Below are 15,588 nucleotides of genomic sequence, written 5' to 3'. Positions count from 1 at the left end.
GGGTGGGTGGGGGTGGGGCGGGGATAGGGTCGGTGGGGTGAAGGGAGTGAGCCGGTGAGGGTGTTGGCGGCGATGTCGGGCGGGGTCGACTCGGCGGTCGCGGCGGCGCGGGCCGTCGAGGCGGGACACGACGTGACCGGTGTGCACCTGGCGCTGGCCCGCAACCCGCAGACCTATCGCACGGGCGCGCGCGGCTGCTGCACCCTGGAGGACTCCCGGGACGCCCGGCGGGCCGCGGACGTCATCGGCATCCCGTTCTACGTCTGGGACATGGCCGACCGCTTCCACGCCGACGTGGTGGACGACTTCGTCGCGGAGTACGCGGCCGGCCGTACGCCCAATCCCTGCCTGCGCTGCAACGAGAAGATCAAGTTTGCCGCGGTGCTGGACCGGGCCGTGGCCCTGGGCTTCGACGCCGTGGTCACCGGCCACCATGCCCGGCTCGGCGCGGACGGCCTGCTGCGTCGCAGCGTCGACCTGCCCAAGGACCAGTCGTACGTGCTGGCGGTGCTCACCCGCGAGCAGCTGGACCGGTCGATCTTCCCGCTCGGGGACTCGACGAAGGCACAGGTCCGCGAGGAGGCCGCGCGGCGGGGGCTGGCGGTGGCCGACAAGCCGGACTCGCACGACATCTGCTTCATCGCCGACGGGGACACCCGCGGCTTCCTCGCCCAGCGGCTCGGCGAGGCGCCCGGCGCAGTGGTGGACGCCGCCACCGGCGCGGTGGTCGGCAGCCACACCGGCGCGTACGCGTACACGGTCGGGCAGCGGCGTGGCCTGCACCTGGACCGCCCGGCGCCGGACGGCCGGCCCCGCTACGTGCTCTCCATCACGCCGAAGACCAACACCGTGACCGTGGGCCCGGCTGAGGCGCTGGAGGTCTCCCGGGTGCGCGCCGAGCGTCCGGTGTGGACGGGCGGCCCGCGCCCCGACGCGCCGCTGGAGTGCGAGGTGCAGCTGCGGGCGCACGGGGACGTGGTGCCGGCGACGGTCGAGCTGACCGCCGACGGGCTGCGCGCCGAGCTGCGCCGCCCCGTCCGTGGGGTGGCCGCCGGCCAGGCCGTCGTGGCGTACCGGCCGGACCCGGCCGGCGACGTCGTGCTCGGCTCCGCCACCATCGCTGGCTGACGCCGACTGGGGATGCTCCGGCAGGCGCCCCCGTCCGGTCCCGGGCGGCCGGGCGGTGGGCGTCCGCGTACCGGATAGTCTTCGGCAGTGACAGATCAGGTGTGGCCCTGGCCGGCCGGCGCGGCGACCGGCATCGGTTCGCTTCCCGGCACCGACATCGCCGAGGCGCAGCGGATCGTCCTCGGTGAGCTTCCCGCCCTGCCCCACCTGCCGGAGCTGCCGGGCCGGGGCCCTGGCGCCGACCTCATCGGCCGGACCGGCGGCCTGCTGGTCGAGTTGCCGGTGGAGCTGTACGCCGCCCGCTGGCGCATCGCGCCGCGCCCGGGACGGGACGTGCGCCGCGCCCGGGACCTGATGGAACGCGACCTCGACCAGCTCGCCGAGCAGGCCGAGGAGTACGTGGGGCCGGTCAAGATCCAGGTCGGCGGCCCGTTGACCCTGGCCGCGTCCCTGGAACTGCCGATCGGCGGCCGGATGCTGCGCGATCCCGGTGCGGTCCGCGACCTCACGAACTCGCTCGCCGAGGGGCTGCGCGGGCACGTGGCGGCGGTCGCCCGCCGGCTGCCGCGCGCCACCGTGCTGCTCCAGCTCGACGAGCCGTCGATGCCGACGGTGCTCGCCGGGCGGGTGCCCACCGAGAGCGGGCTCGGCGCGTACCGGGCCGTGGATCCGAGCGTCGCCGCGTCGCTGCTGCGCACGGTCGTCGAGGCGGCCGGGGTGCCGACCGTGGTGCACTGCTGCGCGCCGGACGTGCCGCTGGAGCTGATCCGCTCGACCGGTGCCGTCGGCGTGGCCCTCGACCTCGGCTTCGTCACCGACCTGGATCCGCTGGGCGAGGCGATCGACGCGGGGCTCGGGCTGCTGGCCGGCGCCGTGCCCACCGGGCCGTCGGCCGCCGGTCGCGCGCCGACCTCGGCGCAGGTCGCCGATCGCGTACGCCAGCTCTGGGACCGCCTCGGGTTCCCCCGCCGGCAGCTCGCGGAGCAGGTCGTGGTGACCCCCGCCTGTGGCCTCGCCAACGCCACCGGGCAGTACGCGCGCGCGGTGCTCGCCGCCTGCCGGGACGCGGGTCGGCGGCTCGCCGAGGACTGACGTTTGCCAGAAGGCACCCGGCCTGCGCCCGCCGGCGTGGCCCGACCCGGAGCGCCCCCAGCAGTTCCACCTGGACGTGCAGGTGGCGGACGTGGAGGCGGCCGAGAAGCGGGTGCTGGAGCTCGGCGCGCGGCGGCTGCCCGGCGAGGGCGACGACTTCCGGGTCTACGCGGACCCGGCCGGTCACCCCTTCTGCCTGGTCTTCTCCGACTGACCCGGACCCGACACGCTCGGGGCGGTCCGGCACGCCCTCGCGGCCGGGTGGCGGGTGCCGGCGACGGCGCCGAGTGGTGCGGGTTGCGGGCGGGCGGCATGATCGCGGGAATGATCGACACCTCGCTCCGGCGGGCCGCCGGCTCCCTCTTCGGCCTCGCCTACGGTGACGCGCTGGGCAAGCCGACCGAGTTCCTCACGGTCGCCGAGATCGTTCGCCGCTACGGGCCGGCCGGCCCGCGCGACCTCGCCGGCGATCCGGCGCTGGTGACCGACGACACGCAGATGGCGCTGGCGGTCGGCTGGGCGCTGCACGACGCGCCGGCGCCGACCCCGGAGGCGGTCGAGCCGCTGCTGCGGAGGCGTTTCCTCGACTGGGCGGCCAGCCCGGAGAACAACCGGGCGCCGGGCATGACCTGCCTGCGGGCCTGCGCCGAACTGGAGCGCGGGGTGCGCTGGCAGGAGGCGACGGTGGCCGGTTCGAAGGGCTGCGGGGCCAACATGCGGGTCACCCCGGTCGGCCTGGTCGACGTCGACCTCGACACCCTCGCCGGGCTGGCCCAGCTCCAGGCGGGGCTGACCCACGGCCACCCGACCGGCCTCGCGGCCAGCGAGCTGACCGCGTACGCGGTGCGGCTGCTGCGCGACGGCGCGGCGCTGGCGGAGCTGCCCCGGCTGCTCGTCGACCGGGCCCGCGACCAGCGGCGGGTCTACCGCGCCGACTGGCTCGGCGACCTGTGGCAGCGCCCCGGCGTGGACGGACCGGAGGACTTCATCGCCCGGGGCTGGGACGAGTGCCTCGCGGTCCTCGGCCGCCTCGACGCCGCGCTCGCCGGCCCGGACGACGGCGGCGACCCGTGCCGGCACACCGGCGAGGGCTGGATCGCCGAGGAGGCGCTGGCCACGGCCCTGTTCTGCGCGATCCGGCACGCCGACGACCCGGTGGCGGCGCTGGCCCGGGGCGCCACCACCGCCGGCGACTCCGACTCGATCGCCGCGCTGGCCGGCGCCTTCGTCGGCGCCGCGTTGGGCATGGCGGCCTGGCCCGCCCCGTGGGCCGCCCGCATCGAGTACGCCGACCAGCTCACCACCCTGGCCCGCGCCTGGGACTGACCCGCGAAGCAACCCGGGTGATCGCCCGCTCAGGCGCCCGGCAGGTGGGGGAGGCGGCGGATGCGCCGCCACAGGGCGGGGTCGCAGTCGCCGGCACGGCGGGAGAAGCCGGCGAGCGGGACGTGCGCCGGCTCGGCCAGGTCGACGAAGCTGTCGTGGTCGGCGTCGGGGTCCCACTCACGGGTCGGGATGCGGACGTGGTCGTCGCGGGCGCTCTTGTCCTGACTGGTGATCTTCAGGACGTCGGCGCCCCCGTCGTCGGCCCGCAGCACCAGGCAGGGCCGCACCTTCGAGCCGGTGCCGTCGGCGTACGGCACGTCGGCCCACCAGATCTCGCCGGGACGCGGCGCCCCGGCGGGGGACCGCTCGGCGGTACGCGGTCGGGGCGGCGCGGTGGACCGGCCGGGACCGCCCGACGGCCTCCGGCGGCCGGGCCGGGTGCCCGGTCGGCGGGGCGGACGCGGAGCGGCGTCACGGCCGCCCCGCCGCCGGTCGTTCCACGCCCAGCCGGCGGCCACGGCCAGCACGATCACCGCCGCCCAGAGCAGCCATTCCGGCATCCGTACCCCCGCCTGGTCAGTGGGCGCGGCGCGGACGCCGCAGGTTCGACGGCGGAGCGGATCCGCCCCCGCGGCCCCGCCGTCCGGCGATCCTCGCACGGCCGGGGCCCCCGCGCCGGTCGGGCGCGACGGGCGGCCGGCGGATTGTCCCACCGGACCGATACGGTGCCGAGGTAGCGGAATCACGGGAGGTCGCACGGTGTCCGAGGAAACCATCGCCCAGCAGGTCACTCCGGCACAGGAGGCGGCGGCCGGCGCCGAACCGACCCCCGACGCCCGGGAACGGCACGCCACGCTCAGCCAGGAGCTGACGGAGCACCAGTACCGCTACTACGTGCTGGACGCGCCGACCATCCCCGACGCCGAGTTCGACCGGCAGCTGCGGGAGCTGGAGGCGCTGGAGGAGCAGTTCCCGGCGCTACGCACCCCCGAGTCGCCGACGCAGCGGGTCGGCGGCACCTTCTCCACCGACTTCACCCCCGTCGCCCACGCCGAGCGGATGCTCTCGCTCGACAACGCCTTCGCCGACGAGGAGCTGGCGGCCTGGGCCGAGCGGGTCGAGCGCGACGCGGGCGGGTCGGTGCCCTACCTGTGCGAGCTGAAGGTCGACGGGCTCGCCATCAACCTCACCTACGAGCGCGGGCGGCTGGTCCGGGCGGCGACCCGGGGCGACGGCCGCACCGGCGAGGACGTCACCGCCAACGTGCGCAGCATCCGCGACGTGCCGGGCCAGCTCGCCACGTCGGCCGAGTTCGGCGACGTGCCCGAGTTCGTCGAGGTCCGGGGCGAGATCTACTTCCCGGTGGCGGCCTTCGCCGACCTCAACGCCGGGCTGGTCGAGCAGGGCAAGCCGCCGTTCGCCAACCCGCGCAACGCCGCCGCCGGCAGCCTGCGCCAGAAGGACCCGCGGGTCACCGCCTCCCGGCCACTGCGCCTGGTGGTGCACGGCATCGGCGCCCGCCGCGGCTTCCAGCCGGTCACGCAGTCCGAGTCCTACGCCGCGTTGAAGGCGTGGGGGCTGCCGACCAGTGACCGCTGGCGGGTGGTGCCCGACCTGGCCGGTGTCGCGGAATACATCGCCCACTACGCGGAGCACCGGCACGACGTCGAGCACGAGATCGACGGCGTGGTGGTCAAGGTCGACCCGGTCTCCATCCAGGGTCGGCTCGGCTCGACCAGCCGGGCGCCGCGTTGGGCGATCGCCTTCAAATATCCGCCGGAGGAGGTGAACACGAAGCTGCTCGACATCGACGTCGAGGTCGGACGCACCGGCCGGGTCACGCCGCGCGCCGTCCTCCAGCCGGTCAAGGTGGCCGGCTCCACCGTCGCCTACGCCACCCTGCACAACGCCCGGGAGGTCGAACGCAAGGGCGTCCTGATCGGCGACACCGTGGTGCTGCGCAAGGCCGGCGACGTGATCCCCGAGGTGCTCGGCCCGGTGGTCGACCTGCGTCCCGCCGACGCCCGGCCGTTCGTCATGCCCACCACCTGCCCGGCCTGCGGCACGCCACTCGCGCCGGCGAAGGAGGCGGACGTCGACATCCGCTGCCCCAACTCGCGCACCTGCCCCGGTCAGCTGCGCGAGCGGGTCTACCACCTCGCCGGCCGCAAGGTGTTCGACATCGAGGCGCTCGGCTACAAGGGCGCGGCGGCGCTGCTCGACGCGCAGGTCATCACCGACGAGGGCGACCTGTTCTCGTTGGACGAGAAGCAGCTGTCCCGCTCGCCCTTCTTCGTCAACAAGGACGGCACGCTCGGCAGCAACGCCGTCAAGCTGCTGGACAACCTGGCCGTGGCCAGGGAACGCGACCTGTGGCGGGTGCTGGTGGGCCTGTCCATCCGGCACGTCGGCCCTACCGCCGCGCAGGCGCTGGCCCGGCACTTCCGCTCCATCGAGGCGATCGACCGGGCCGGCGAGGAGGAGCTCTCCTCGGTCGACGGCGTCGGGCCGACGATCGCGGCGAGCATCCGGGAGTGGTTCGCCGTCGACTGGCACCGCGAGGTGGTCCGCAAGTGGCGCGAGGCCGGCGTACGGATGGCGGAGGAGGCGGTCGACGAGGGGCCGCGTCCCCTGGAGGGGCTCACCGTCGTGGTGACCGGCACGCTGCCCGGGTTCAGCCGCGACCAAGCGTCCGAGGCGATCCAGAGCCGGGGCGGCAAGGTGAGCGGGTCCGTCTCCAAGAAGACGTCATTCGTCGTGGTGGGCGAGAATCCCGGCTCGAAGGCCGACAAGGCGGCCAGCCTGAAGGTGCCGGTGCTGGACGAGGACGGCTTCCGGGTGCTGCTCGACGCCGGCCCGGAGGCCGCCCGCGAGGTCGCCCGCACCGAGGAGTGACGACCGGGCGGGAGCGGCCACCGACCCGGCGGGGCAGGACGGGGGGCGCCTGACCGGACCGCGACGGCGGGAGTCGCCCGCCGGTCGAGATACCAACTTAATTACGACTACGACCGATTCGCGACTGTCGTGCCGGGCATTACGACACGGAGGGCGTTTCATTGGTGGCACGGCGTGCGACCGGTCACGCCCGTGGACCGAGCCCTCGGGAGGTGTGATGGAGTCCGCGGACTCGCGAAACTCCGTTCCGCCTGGCCGGGCACGCCCGTTCTTCGCCTTCGTCTGGTCGGTGGCCGCGCTGGCGGCGGTGCTCTGCGTACGCCCGCTGCTCGACCTCCCGGCCGAACTGCCGCGACTGCCGGTGGCGTTCTGGGTGATGGCGGCCCTGGCCGTCGGTTGCGACGCGCGCCCGTTCGTCCCGCCCGGGCGCCGGCAGACCTCCGCGGTCTTCCCGTCCACCTGCTTCACCTTCGCCATCCTGCTCGGCTGGGGGTTCGGCCCGGCGGTCCTGGTGCAGGCGGTGGCCGTCGTCGTCTCCGGCTGGCGGATGGGCCACGCCCCGTGGCGGACCGCCTTCAACGCCGCCCAGTACGCGGCAGCCCTCGGCGCCGCGTACGCGGTCACCTGGCTGGGGCCCGGCAGCATCTTCGACGACGGCCGGCTGCGCGGCACGGACGTGCTGGCGGTGGGCGGTGCGACCGTGGCCTGGTTCGCCGTCAACTACGCGCTGGTCAGCGCGGCCGTCCGGCTGCGCTTCGGCGACCGGTGGTGGCCCAGCCTGCGGCAGGGGCTGGGCTTCGAGCTGCTCTCCACCGGCTCGTTGCTGCTGCTCGCTCCGGTGCTGGTCGCGGCGGCGCGGGCCAGCGCGGCGCTGATCCCGCTGGTGCTGGTGCCGCTGTTCGCCGTCTACCGGATGGCCCGGCTCAGCGTCGAGCAGCAGCAGCTCGCCTCCCTGGACCCGCTCACCGGCCTGCCCAACCGCAAGGCGTTGCTGGCCGAGGTCGGCGAGCAGGTGCACGTGCACTCCGAACGGGCGGCCCGCGGCGAGCCCGCCGCCCGGCTGGCCCTGCTCCTGATCGACCTCGACCGGTTCAAGAACGTCAACGACGCGCTCGGGCACGCGGTGGGGGACCGGCTGCTGGTCGAGGTGAGCGCGCGGCTGACCGACGTGGTCGGCGAGGGCATGGTCGCCCGGCTGGGCGGGGACGAGTTCGCCATCGTGATGACCGGCCTGACCGACGTCGACGAGGCCCGGGAGCTCGCCGGCCGGGTGGTCCGGGCGCTGGCCGAGCCGGTGTCGCTGGACGGGTTGCCGCTCGACGTGGGCGGCTCGATCGGCATCGCGCTCTTCCCGGAACACGGCGAGGACTTCGCGACCCTGATGCGCCACGCCGACGTGGCGATGTACGACGCCAAGCACCGCAACGACACCGTGGCGATCTACGCGGCCGAGTCCGACCACAACTCCGCCGAGCGGCTCGGCCTGCTCGCGGACCTGCGCCGGGTGCTGGAGGCGGGCCGTCCCGAGACCGCCCCGCCCGCCGGGGACGGTGCCGGCGCCCCGGGCGACGGGGCGGTGGCCGTCCCGGCGGGACCGACGCCGGGCGGCCGGCTACCGGGTGACGGGCGGGCCGGCGGCGCGCGGGGCGGGGACGGGGCCGAACTCCCGGCCGACGTCGCCGGCCTCACGCCCGGCTCCGGCCCGATGCCCGGCTCCGGCCCGATGCCCGGCCTCGCCTCCGCCTCCGGCTCCGGCTCCGGCCTCGCCTCCGGCTCCGGCTCCGGCCTCGCCTCCGGCTCCGGCCTCGCGTCCGGCTCCGGCCGCTGGCGGCTGCGCCGTCGCCGGGAGCGGCCCGGTCCGCCGCCCGGCGACGAGCTGATCAACCGGATCGTTACCGCCGCGGACCCGATCCGCCGCCGGACGATGGCGGCGGGGGAGACCGGCCCCGACCGGGGCGACGGTCCCGGCCGCCGCAACGGCGCCGGGCACCCCGGTGGGCAGGGCGGCGCGGTCGTACGCCGGCAGGGGCCGCCCGTCGACGACGGCGCGGGGGACCGCGGCGGCGACCGGGCCCCGACGGGCCGGCGCGGTGCCCGGCACGACGCGGCCGGCCGGCGGGACGCGGACACCGCTGCGGCCGTCGACGCGGGCGAGATCACCATGTACTACCAGCCGCAGGTCGCCATCGCGACCGGCGAGGTGGTCGGCGTGGAGGCGCTGCTGCGCTGGCGGCACCCCCGCCGGGGGATGGTGGACCCGGAGGAGCTGATCCGGGTCGCCGAGCAGAGCGCGGTGATGCGGCTGCTCACCCGCCGGGTGGTGGACGACGTGGTGGAGCAGCTCGCCAAGTGGTCGGCCGCCGGGATGGGCCTGCCGGCGGCGCTCAACGTCAGCGTGCGGGACCTGCACACCGGGGAGATCGCCGACCAGATCGCCGACCGGCTCGCCCGGTACGGCGTGCCGCCGCAGCGGCTGCAACTGGAGATCACCGAGGGCGCCCTGATGGCGGACCCGCGTCGGGTGCTGGCCACCATCACCCGGCTGCACCGGATCGGCGTGGGCATCTCGCTGGACGACTTCGGCACCGGCTACTCCTCCCTTCAGCACCTGCGGCGGCTGCCGCTGTCCGAGGTGAAGGTGGACCGCTCCTTCGTGCTGGGGATGGTCGAGGACGCCGACGACGCGGCGATCGTCAAGTCGACGATCGAGCTGGCGAAGGCGCTCGGGCTGCGGGTGGTCGCCGAGGGCGTCGAGGACGAGCGCACCTGGCGCATGCTGCACGCGGCGGGCTGCGACGCGGCACAGGGCTGGTTCTACGCCCGCCCGATGCCGGCCGAGGAGCTGGTCGGCTGGCTGGCCCGCTACCGGCCGGTCCGCCCGACGCCCAGCCCCGACGCGGAGATCCCCCGCCGGCACGCCCGCTGAGCCACCCGTCCCGCGCGGCGCGGGCTCGGAGAGGGAGTCGGAGGCGCCCCGCCGCGCCGGAGGGGGAGTCGGGGACGCGCCGCCGGGGCGGAACAATAGACTCGCTCCGGTCACCGCGCGTCACGCATCTCGGCCGCGCGGCCGACACCCGGTCCGACCCGCAGCACCGTCACGAAGGGGGCACCGATGGCCGCCATCTCCCGCGAGGAGGTCGCGCACCTGGCGCGACTGTCGCGGCTCGCCGTCACGGAGGAGGAGCTGGACACCTTCGCCGGCCAGCTCGACGTGATCCTCCAGGCGGTCGCGCAGGTCGGCGAGGTCACCGCGGCGGACATCCCGCCGACGTCGCACTCGGTGCCGCTGACCAACGTCCTGCGCGACGACGTCGTGGTGCCCGGGTTGACCCCGCAGGAGGCGCTGTCGGGTGCGCCCGACGCCGAAGAGCAGCGGTTCCGCGTACCGCGGATCCTGGACGAGGATGTGGCGTCATGAGCGAGCGCAGCGAGCGAATCATCAGGCTCAGCGTGATGGTGCCTCATGGCGGCACGGAGCGAAGCGGAGTGGCGTCATGAGCGAGCTGATCAGACTGACCGCGACGGAGATCGCCGGGCTCGTCGCCTCCGGTGAGGCCTCCGCCGTCGAGGTGACCCGGGCGCACCTGGACCGGATCGCCGCCGTCGACGACCGGGTGAACGCGTTCCTGCACGTCGACTCCGAGGGCGCGCTCGCCGCCGCCGCCGAGGTCGACGCCCGCCGCGCCGCAGGCGAGGAGCTGGGTCCGCTGGCCGGCGTGCCGGTCGCCGTCAAGGACGTGCTGACCACCAAGGGCGTGCCGACCACCGTCGGGTCGAAGATCCTGGAGGGCTGGCGCCCGCCGTACGACTCGACGATCGTGCAGCGGCTGCGCGCCGCCGGCACGGTGATGCTCGGCAAGACCAACATGGACGAGTTCGCGATGGGCTCCTCCACGGAATACTCGGCGTACGGGCCGACGCACAACCCGTGGGACCTGAGCCGCATCCCGGGCGGCTCGGGCGGCGGCAGCTCCGCGGCGCTGGCCGCGTACGAGGCGCCGCTGGCGATCGGCTCCGACACCGGCGGCTCGATCCGCCAGCCCGGCGCGGTCACCGGCACCGTCGGCGCGAAGCCCACCTACGGCGGCACCTCCCGCTACGGCCTGGTGGCGTTCTCGTCCTCCCTGGACACCCCCGGCCCCTGCGCTCGTACGGTGCTGGACGCCGCGCTGCTGCACGAGGTGATCGGCGGGCACGACCCGCGCGACTCCACCTCGATCCCGCAGCCCGTACCGGACGTGGTGGCCGCCGCCAGGCTCGGCGCGACCGGCGACCTGACCGGCGTGAAGCTCGGCATCGTGAGCGAGTTCGCCGCCGAGGGCGCCGAGCCGGGCGTGACGGCGGCGTTCCGCGAGTCGGTCGACGCGCTGGCCAAGCTGGGCGCCGAGATCGTCGAGGTGTCCTGCCCCCACTTCCGCTACGCGCTGCCGGCGTACTACCTGATCGCCCCGAGCGAGGCCTCCTCCAACCTGGCCCGGTTCGACGGCGTCCGCTTCGGCCTGCGGGTCGGCGACGACGGCAACCGGTCGCTGGAGGAGGTCATGTCGCTGACCCGGGAGGCCGGCTTCGGCGCCGAGGTCAAGCGCCGGATCATGATCGGCACGTACGCGCTCTCGTCGGGCTACTACGACGCCTACTACGGGCAGGCGCAGAAGGTCCGTACCCTCATCACCCGGGACTTCACCTCGGCGTTCGAGCAGGTCGACGCGCTGATCTCGCCGACCACCCCGTTCGTCGCGTTCCCGCTCGGGGCGCGCACCGCCGACCCCTACCAGATGTACCTGGCCGACCTGTTCACCATCCCGACGAACCTGTACGGCGGGCCGGGCATCTCGGTGCCGTGCGGGCTCTCCGACGGGCTGCCGGTCGGCTTCCAGATCATGGCCCCGACGATGGCCGACGACCGGATGTACCGGGTCGCCGCCGCGCTGGAGAGCGCCGTCGGCACGTTCACCCCACCGGCACTGTGAGGCAGGAGCTCAGATGACGACGACACTGCCCGCGTACGACGAGGTCGTCGCGCGCTACGAACCGGTGATCGGCCTGGAGACCCACGTCGAGCTGGGCACGAACACCAAGATGTTCTGCGGCTGCCCGACCGACTTCGGTGGCGAGCCGAACACCCGGGTCTGCCCGGTCTGCCTGGGCCTGCCCGGCTCCCTGCCGGTGGCGAACAGGGCGGCCATCGAGGCGACCATCCGGATCGGCCTGGCGCTGAACTGCTCGATCGCCGAGTGGTGCCGCTTCGCGCGGAAGAACTACTTCTACCCGGACATGCCGAAGGACTTCCAGATCAGCCAGTACGACGAGCCGCTGTGCTTCGAGGGCTACCTGGACGTCGAGGTCAACGGCGAGCTGGTGCGCATCGGCATCGAGCGGGTGCACCTGGAGGAGGACACCGGCAAGACGCTGCACGTCGGCGGCGCCACCGGTCGCATCCACGGCGCCACCGAGTCGCTGGTCGACTACAACCGGGCCGGCATCCCGCTGGTGGAGATCGTCACCAAGCCGGTCCCCGGCACCGGTGCGCTCGCCCCCGAGGTGGCCCGCGCGTACGTCACCGAGCTGCGCGACGTGATCCGCTCGCTGGGCGTCTCCGACGTGCGGATGGAGGAGGGGTCGCTGCGCTGCGACGTGAACACCTCCCTCAACCTGCCCGGCGAGGAGTGGGGCACCCGGACGGAGACCAAGAACGTCAACTCGCTGCGGTCGGTCGAGCGGGCGGTCCGGTCGGAGATCATCCGGCAGGCGTCCGTGCTCGACGCGGGCGGCCGGATCACCCAGGAGACCCGGCACTTCCACGAGGACACCGGCGACACCACGCCGGGCCGGTCCAAGGAGACCGCGACCGACTACCGGTACTTCCCGGAGCCCGACCTGGTGCCGCTGGCGCCGGACACCGCCTGGGTCGCCGAGCTGAAGGCCGCCCTGCCCGAGCTGCCCCGGCTGCACCGCCGGCGGCTCCAGGAGCAGTGGGGCCTCTCCGACGCGGACATGCAGTCGGTGCTCAACGCCGGCGCCGTCGAGCTGATCGAGGCCACGGTCGCCGCCGGCGCCACCCCGGCCGCCGCCCGCAAGTGGTGGCTGGGCGAGCTGTCGCGGCGGGCCAACGAGACCGGCGTGGAGCTGGCCGACATCGGGGCCACCCCGAGCCAGGTCGCCGAGCTCCAGGGCCTGGTCGACGCCGGCAAGCTCAACGACAAGCTGGCCCGCACCGTCCTGGAGGGCGTGGTGGCCGGCGAGGGCTCGCCGACGCAGATCATGACCAACCGGGGCCTGGAGGTCGTCTCCGACACGGGTGCGCTCACCGCCGCCGTGGACGAGGCGATCGCCGCCAACCCGGACATCGCCGAGAAGATCCGCAGCGGCAAGGTCGCCGCGGCGGGAGCCCTGGTCGGCGCGGTCATGAAGACCACCCGCGGCCAGGCCGACGCCAAGACCGTCCGCGAGCTGATCCTGGCGCGCCTCTCCGCCTGACCGGTAAGGAAGGGCACCTTCCTAACGTTTTCTGTATAGGAAGGTGCCCTTCCTTACACCTGAGCCGCCGCGTGCGTCCGTCGTGCGCGGCGGCTGTGCACGCCGCGCAGCCCGCCCGCCCCCGACCGGCCGTCAACGGTGACTGCCGGACCCCTGGAGTCGACCGTGAACCGTACCGACCTCGACGTCCTCGACGAGATCCAGCAGCGGGTGCTCTGGCTCGCGACCCGGATCGTGGACGCGGCCAACCACGACCGGGACACCGGCGACGGGGTGAAGGTCGGCGGGCACCAGGCGTCCAGCGCCTCGCTGGTCACCGCCATGACGGCGCTGTGGTTCGCGCACCTCGACGCCGAGGACCGGGTGGCGGTCAAGCCGCACGCCTCGCCGGTCTTCCACGCCATCCAGTACCTGCTGGGCAACCTCGACCGCTCCTACCTGACGAGGCTGCGCGCCCGGGGCGGGCTCCAGTCGTACCCGTCGCGCACGAAGGACCCGGACGAGGTCGACTTCTCCACCGGCTCCGTCGGGCTCGGCGCGGCGGCGCCGCTCTTCGCCGCCGCGACGCGCCGCTACGTCGACGCGCACTTCGGCGCCCGCCCGCACTCCCGGTTCGTCGCGCTGATCGGCGACGCCGAGCTGGACGAGGGCAACATCTGGGAGGCCGTCGCCGACCCGGCCACCACCGGGCTGGGCAACGTGACGTGGCTGGTCGACTTCAACCGGCAGTCGTTGGACCGGGTGGTGCCCGGGGTGCGGATCAACCAGTGGCGGGGCCAGTTCGAGGCCGCCGGCTGGCACGTCGTCGAGGTCAAGTACGGCCGCAAGCTCGCCGAGGCGTACGCCCGTCCCGGCGGCGAGGCGCTGCGCGACTGGATCGACGCGATGCCCAACGAGCAGTACCAGTCGCTGTTCGGGCTCACCGGCGCGGCGCTGCGCAAGCAGTTCCTCGACGGCGCGCCCGACGGCATCGAGGCGTTCATCGCCGACATCGGCGACGACGAGCTGGGGCCGCTCGTCACCGACCTGGGCGGGCACGACATGGCGGCGATGCTCGACGCGTACGCCCAGTGCGACGCGGTCACCGACCGGCCCAGCGTGGTCTTCGCGTACACCGTCAAGGGGTGGGGTCTGCCGATCGCCGGCAATCCGCGCAACCACTCGGCGCTGCTCACCGCCGAGCAGGTCGACGCGCTGCGCACCGCGCACGGGCTGACGCGCGAGACCGAGTGGGACCGCCTGGACCCGGCATCGGAGGCCGGCATCCGGGCCGGCGGGCGCCGGGAGGCGCTGTCCCGCGCGCCCCGCGAGCGGGCGCTGGGCGTCACCGTTCCGGACACGACGCGGGTACGCGCGAACAAGCCGATCTCGACGCAGGAGATCTTCGGCCGGGTGCTGGTCGAGCTGGCCCGCAACCCGGAGGTGGGCCGCTACCTGGTGACCACCGCGCCGGACGTGGCCACCTCCACCAACCTGGCCGGGTTCATCAACAAGACCGGTGTCTTCGCCCCGACCGAGCAGCGCTCCTGGACCGAGGACCGGATGCTGCGCTGGACGGAGAGCCCCGCCGGGCAGCACATCGAGCTGGGCATCTCGGAGATGAACCTGTTCCTGCTGCTCGGGCAGCTCGGCCTCGCCTGGGACCTGTCTGCGCAGCCGCTGCTGCCGGTCGGCACGGTCTACGACCCGTTCGTGCTGCGTGGCCTGGACGCGTTCCTCTACGGCACCTACTCCGGCTCCCGGTTCGTGGTCGCCGGTACCCCGTCGGGCATCACGCTCGCCCCGGAGGGCGGCGCCCACCAGTCGACCATCACCGCCTCGGTGGGCCTGGAGCTGCCCGGGGTGACGTTCCTCGAACCCGCGTACGCGGCCACCCTGGACTGGCTGCTCTGCGACGCGCTGGGCCAGATCGCCGGCGGGGCCGCCCCGTCGGCGACCGCGGCTCCGGCCGAGGACGGGGCGTACTACTTCCGGCTCAGCACCCGCCCGATCGACCAGGCGCCCTTCGAGGCGGCGCGGGCCCGACTCGGCGATGCGGTGCTGCGCCGGCAGGCGGTCGCCGGGGCGTACCGGCTGGTGGACGCCCACGAGGCGTACCCGCACCTGGCCGACGCCCCGGTGGTGCAGCTCGCCGCCTCCGGCGCGGTGCTGCCCGAGGTGCTCGCGGCGGCGGCGGAACTGGCCGAGGAGGGCATCGCCGCGCACGTCGTCGACGTCACCTCGCTGGACCGGCTCTACCGGGCCTGGCAGCGCACCCTGCGCCAGGGCGTCCGCACGGCGACCGTGCCGAGCGTGCCGGGCGCGCTGCGCTCGGCGTTCGTGGACCGGGTGCCGGTGGTGACGGTGCACGACGCCGCCTCGCACGCCATGGCCTGGCTCGGCTCGGCGCTCGCCGCCCCGGCGGTGCCGCTGGGCGTGGACGAGTTCGGCCAGTCCGGCAGCGTCCACGAGCTGTACGACCTGCACGACCTGCTGCCCGGCAGCATCGTCAACGCCGCCCTCGCGGCCCTGTCCCTGCGCTGACCCTGCGCTGACCCGCAGGAGCCTGTCGCGGCCCGTCACCCGCCGCGCGGGGCGTCCGGCGCGGGTGCGGGTGCGGTGGATTGCGGCTGCGGGAGGACGGCGGCGGCCGGGCGAGCCTGCCGGCGTGGATGCAGGAGCGCGGCCGGG

10 protein-coding genes and 1 pseudogene are annotated in these 15,588 nt (G+C 74.8%); 10 read left to right on the top strand and 1 reads right to left on the bottom strand.

The annotated features are described in order from the left end of the window. The first annotated feature begins 54 nt into the window (after window positions 1-54). The 4 genes and pseudogenes from mnmA (at window position 55) to RM555_RS07560 (ending at window position 3,546) form a co-directional block, all read left to right on the top strand. Window positions 55-1,128, top strand: coding sequence for a tRNA 2-thiouridine(34) synthase MnmA (gene mnmA / locus RM555_RS07575; RefSeq protein WP_311411030.1), 1,074 nt, complete (start codon window positions 55-57; stop codon window positions 1,126-1,128). An 87-nt stretch (window positions 1,129-1,215) separates the two neighbouring features. After that, entirely contained in the window at window positions 1,216-2,220 is a 1,005-nt protein-coding gene (locus RM555_RS07570) for a methionine synthase (RefSeq protein WP_311411029.1), read from the top strand. 7 nt (window positions 2,221-2,227) lie between these two features. Then, window positions 2,228-2,434, top strand: a pseudogene (locus RM555_RS07565) (VOC family protein); the annotation flags it as partial. A gap of 110 nt (window positions 2,435-2,544) precedes the next feature. Then, entirely contained in the window at window positions 2,545-3,546 is a 1,002-nt protein-coding gene (locus tag RM555_RS07560) for an ADP-ribosylglycohydrolase family protein (RefSeq protein ID WP_311411028.1), read from the top strand. 29 nt (window positions 3,547-3,575) lie between these two features. Here RM555_RS07560 and RM555_RS07555 read toward each other — a convergent pair whose 3' ends face one another. Beyond that, complete coding sequence (locus RM555_RS07555) at window positions 3,576-4,106, bottom strand: type II toxin-antitoxin system PemK/MazF family toxin (protein ID WP_311411027.1); 531 nt, start codon at window positions 4,104-4,106, stop codon at window positions 3,576-3,578. A 199-nt stretch (window positions 4,107-4,305) separates the two neighbouring features. Between RM555_RS07555 and ligA the strand changes: the two genes are divergently transcribed. The 6 genes from ligA to RM555_RS07525 all read left to right on the top strand — a co-directional run bounded on the left by ligA (window position 4,306) and on the right by RM555_RS07525 (window position 15,441). Further along, on the top strand, window positions 4,306-6,441 hold the full coding sequence (gene ligA / locus RM555_RS07550) for an NAD-dependent DNA ligase LigA (RefSeq protein ID WP_311411026.1): 2,136 nt from the start codon (window positions 4,306-4,308) through the stop codon (window positions 6,439-6,441). Window positions 6,442-6,658: 217 nt separating this feature from the next. Then, window positions 6,659-9,367 carry a bifunctional diguanylate cyclase/phosphodiesterase gene (locus RM555_RS07545; RefSeq protein WP_311411025.1) on the top strand — a complete coding sequence of 903 codons (2,709 nt, stop codon included), beginning with the start codon at window positions 6,659-6,661 and terminating at the stop codon, window positions 9,365-9,367. 186 nt (window positions 9,368-9,553) lie between these two features. Continuing rightward, complete coding sequence (gene gatC / locus RM555_RS07540) at window positions 9,554-9,859, top strand: Asp-tRNA(Asn)/Glu-tRNA(Gln) amidotransferase subunit GatC (protein ID WP_121396190.1); 306 nt, start codon at window positions 9,554-9,556, stop codon at window positions 9,857-9,859. A 76-nt stretch (window positions 9,860-9,935) separates the two neighbouring features. After that, window positions 9,936-11,411, top strand: coding sequence for an Asp-tRNA(Asn)/Glu-tRNA(Gln) amidotransferase subunit GatA (gene gatA, locus RM555_RS07535; protein WP_311411024.1), 1,476 nt, complete (start codon window positions 9,936-9,938; stop codon window positions 11,409-11,411). A gap of 13 nt (window positions 11,412-11,424) precedes the next feature. Beyond that, window positions 11,425-12,918: an Asp-tRNA(Asn)/Glu-tRNA(Gln) amidotransferase subunit GatB gene (gatB, locus tag RM555_RS07530; RefSeq protein ID WP_311411023.1), complete on the top strand. Its 1,494-nt coding sequence runs from the start codon at window positions 11,425-11,427 to the stop codon at window positions 12,916-12,918. 165 nt (window positions 12,919-13,083) lie between these two features. Further along, the gene (locus RM555_RS07525; protein WP_311411022.1) at window positions 13,084-15,441 is read left to right on the top strand and encodes a transketolase-like TK C-terminal-containing protein; all 2,358 of its coding nucleotides are present in this window, start codon (window positions 13,084-13,086) and stop codon (window positions 15,439-15,441) included. Window positions 15,442-15,588 lie beyond the last annotated feature (147 nt).

Origin of the sequence: Micromonospora reichwaldensis, from assembly GCF_031845925.1 — a bacterium.
Lineage (GTDB): Bacteria > Actinomycetota > Actinomycetes > Mycobacteriales > Micromonosporaceae > Micromonospora > Micromonospora reichwaldensis.
This window is presented reverse-complemented; position numbering and strand designations above follow the sequence as displayed.

Coding starts and splice junctions, on each gene's coding strand:
- RM555_RS07560 (WP_311411028.1), top strand. CDS start 2,545: ATGATCGACACCTCGCTCCGGCGGGCCGCCGGCTCCCTCTTCGGCCTC.
- RM555_RS07555 (WP_311411027.1), bottom strand. CDS start 4,106: ATGCCGGAATGGCTGCTCTGGGCGGCGGTGATCGTGCTGGCCGTGGCC.
- RM555_RS07545 (WP_311411025.1), top strand. CDS start 6,659: ATGGAGTCCGCGGACTCGCGAAACTCCGTTCCGCCTGGCCGGGCACGC.
- gatC (WP_121396190.1), top strand. CDS start 9,554: ATGGCCGCCATCTCCCGCGAGGAGGTCGCGCACCTGGCGCGACTGTCG.
- gatA (WP_311411024.1), top strand. CDS start 9,936: ATGAGCGAGCTGATCAGACTGACCGCGACGGAGATCGCCGGGCTCGTC.
- gatB (WP_311411023.1), top strand. CDS start 11,425: ATGACGACGACACTGCCCGCGTACGACGAGGTCGTCGCGCGCTACGAA.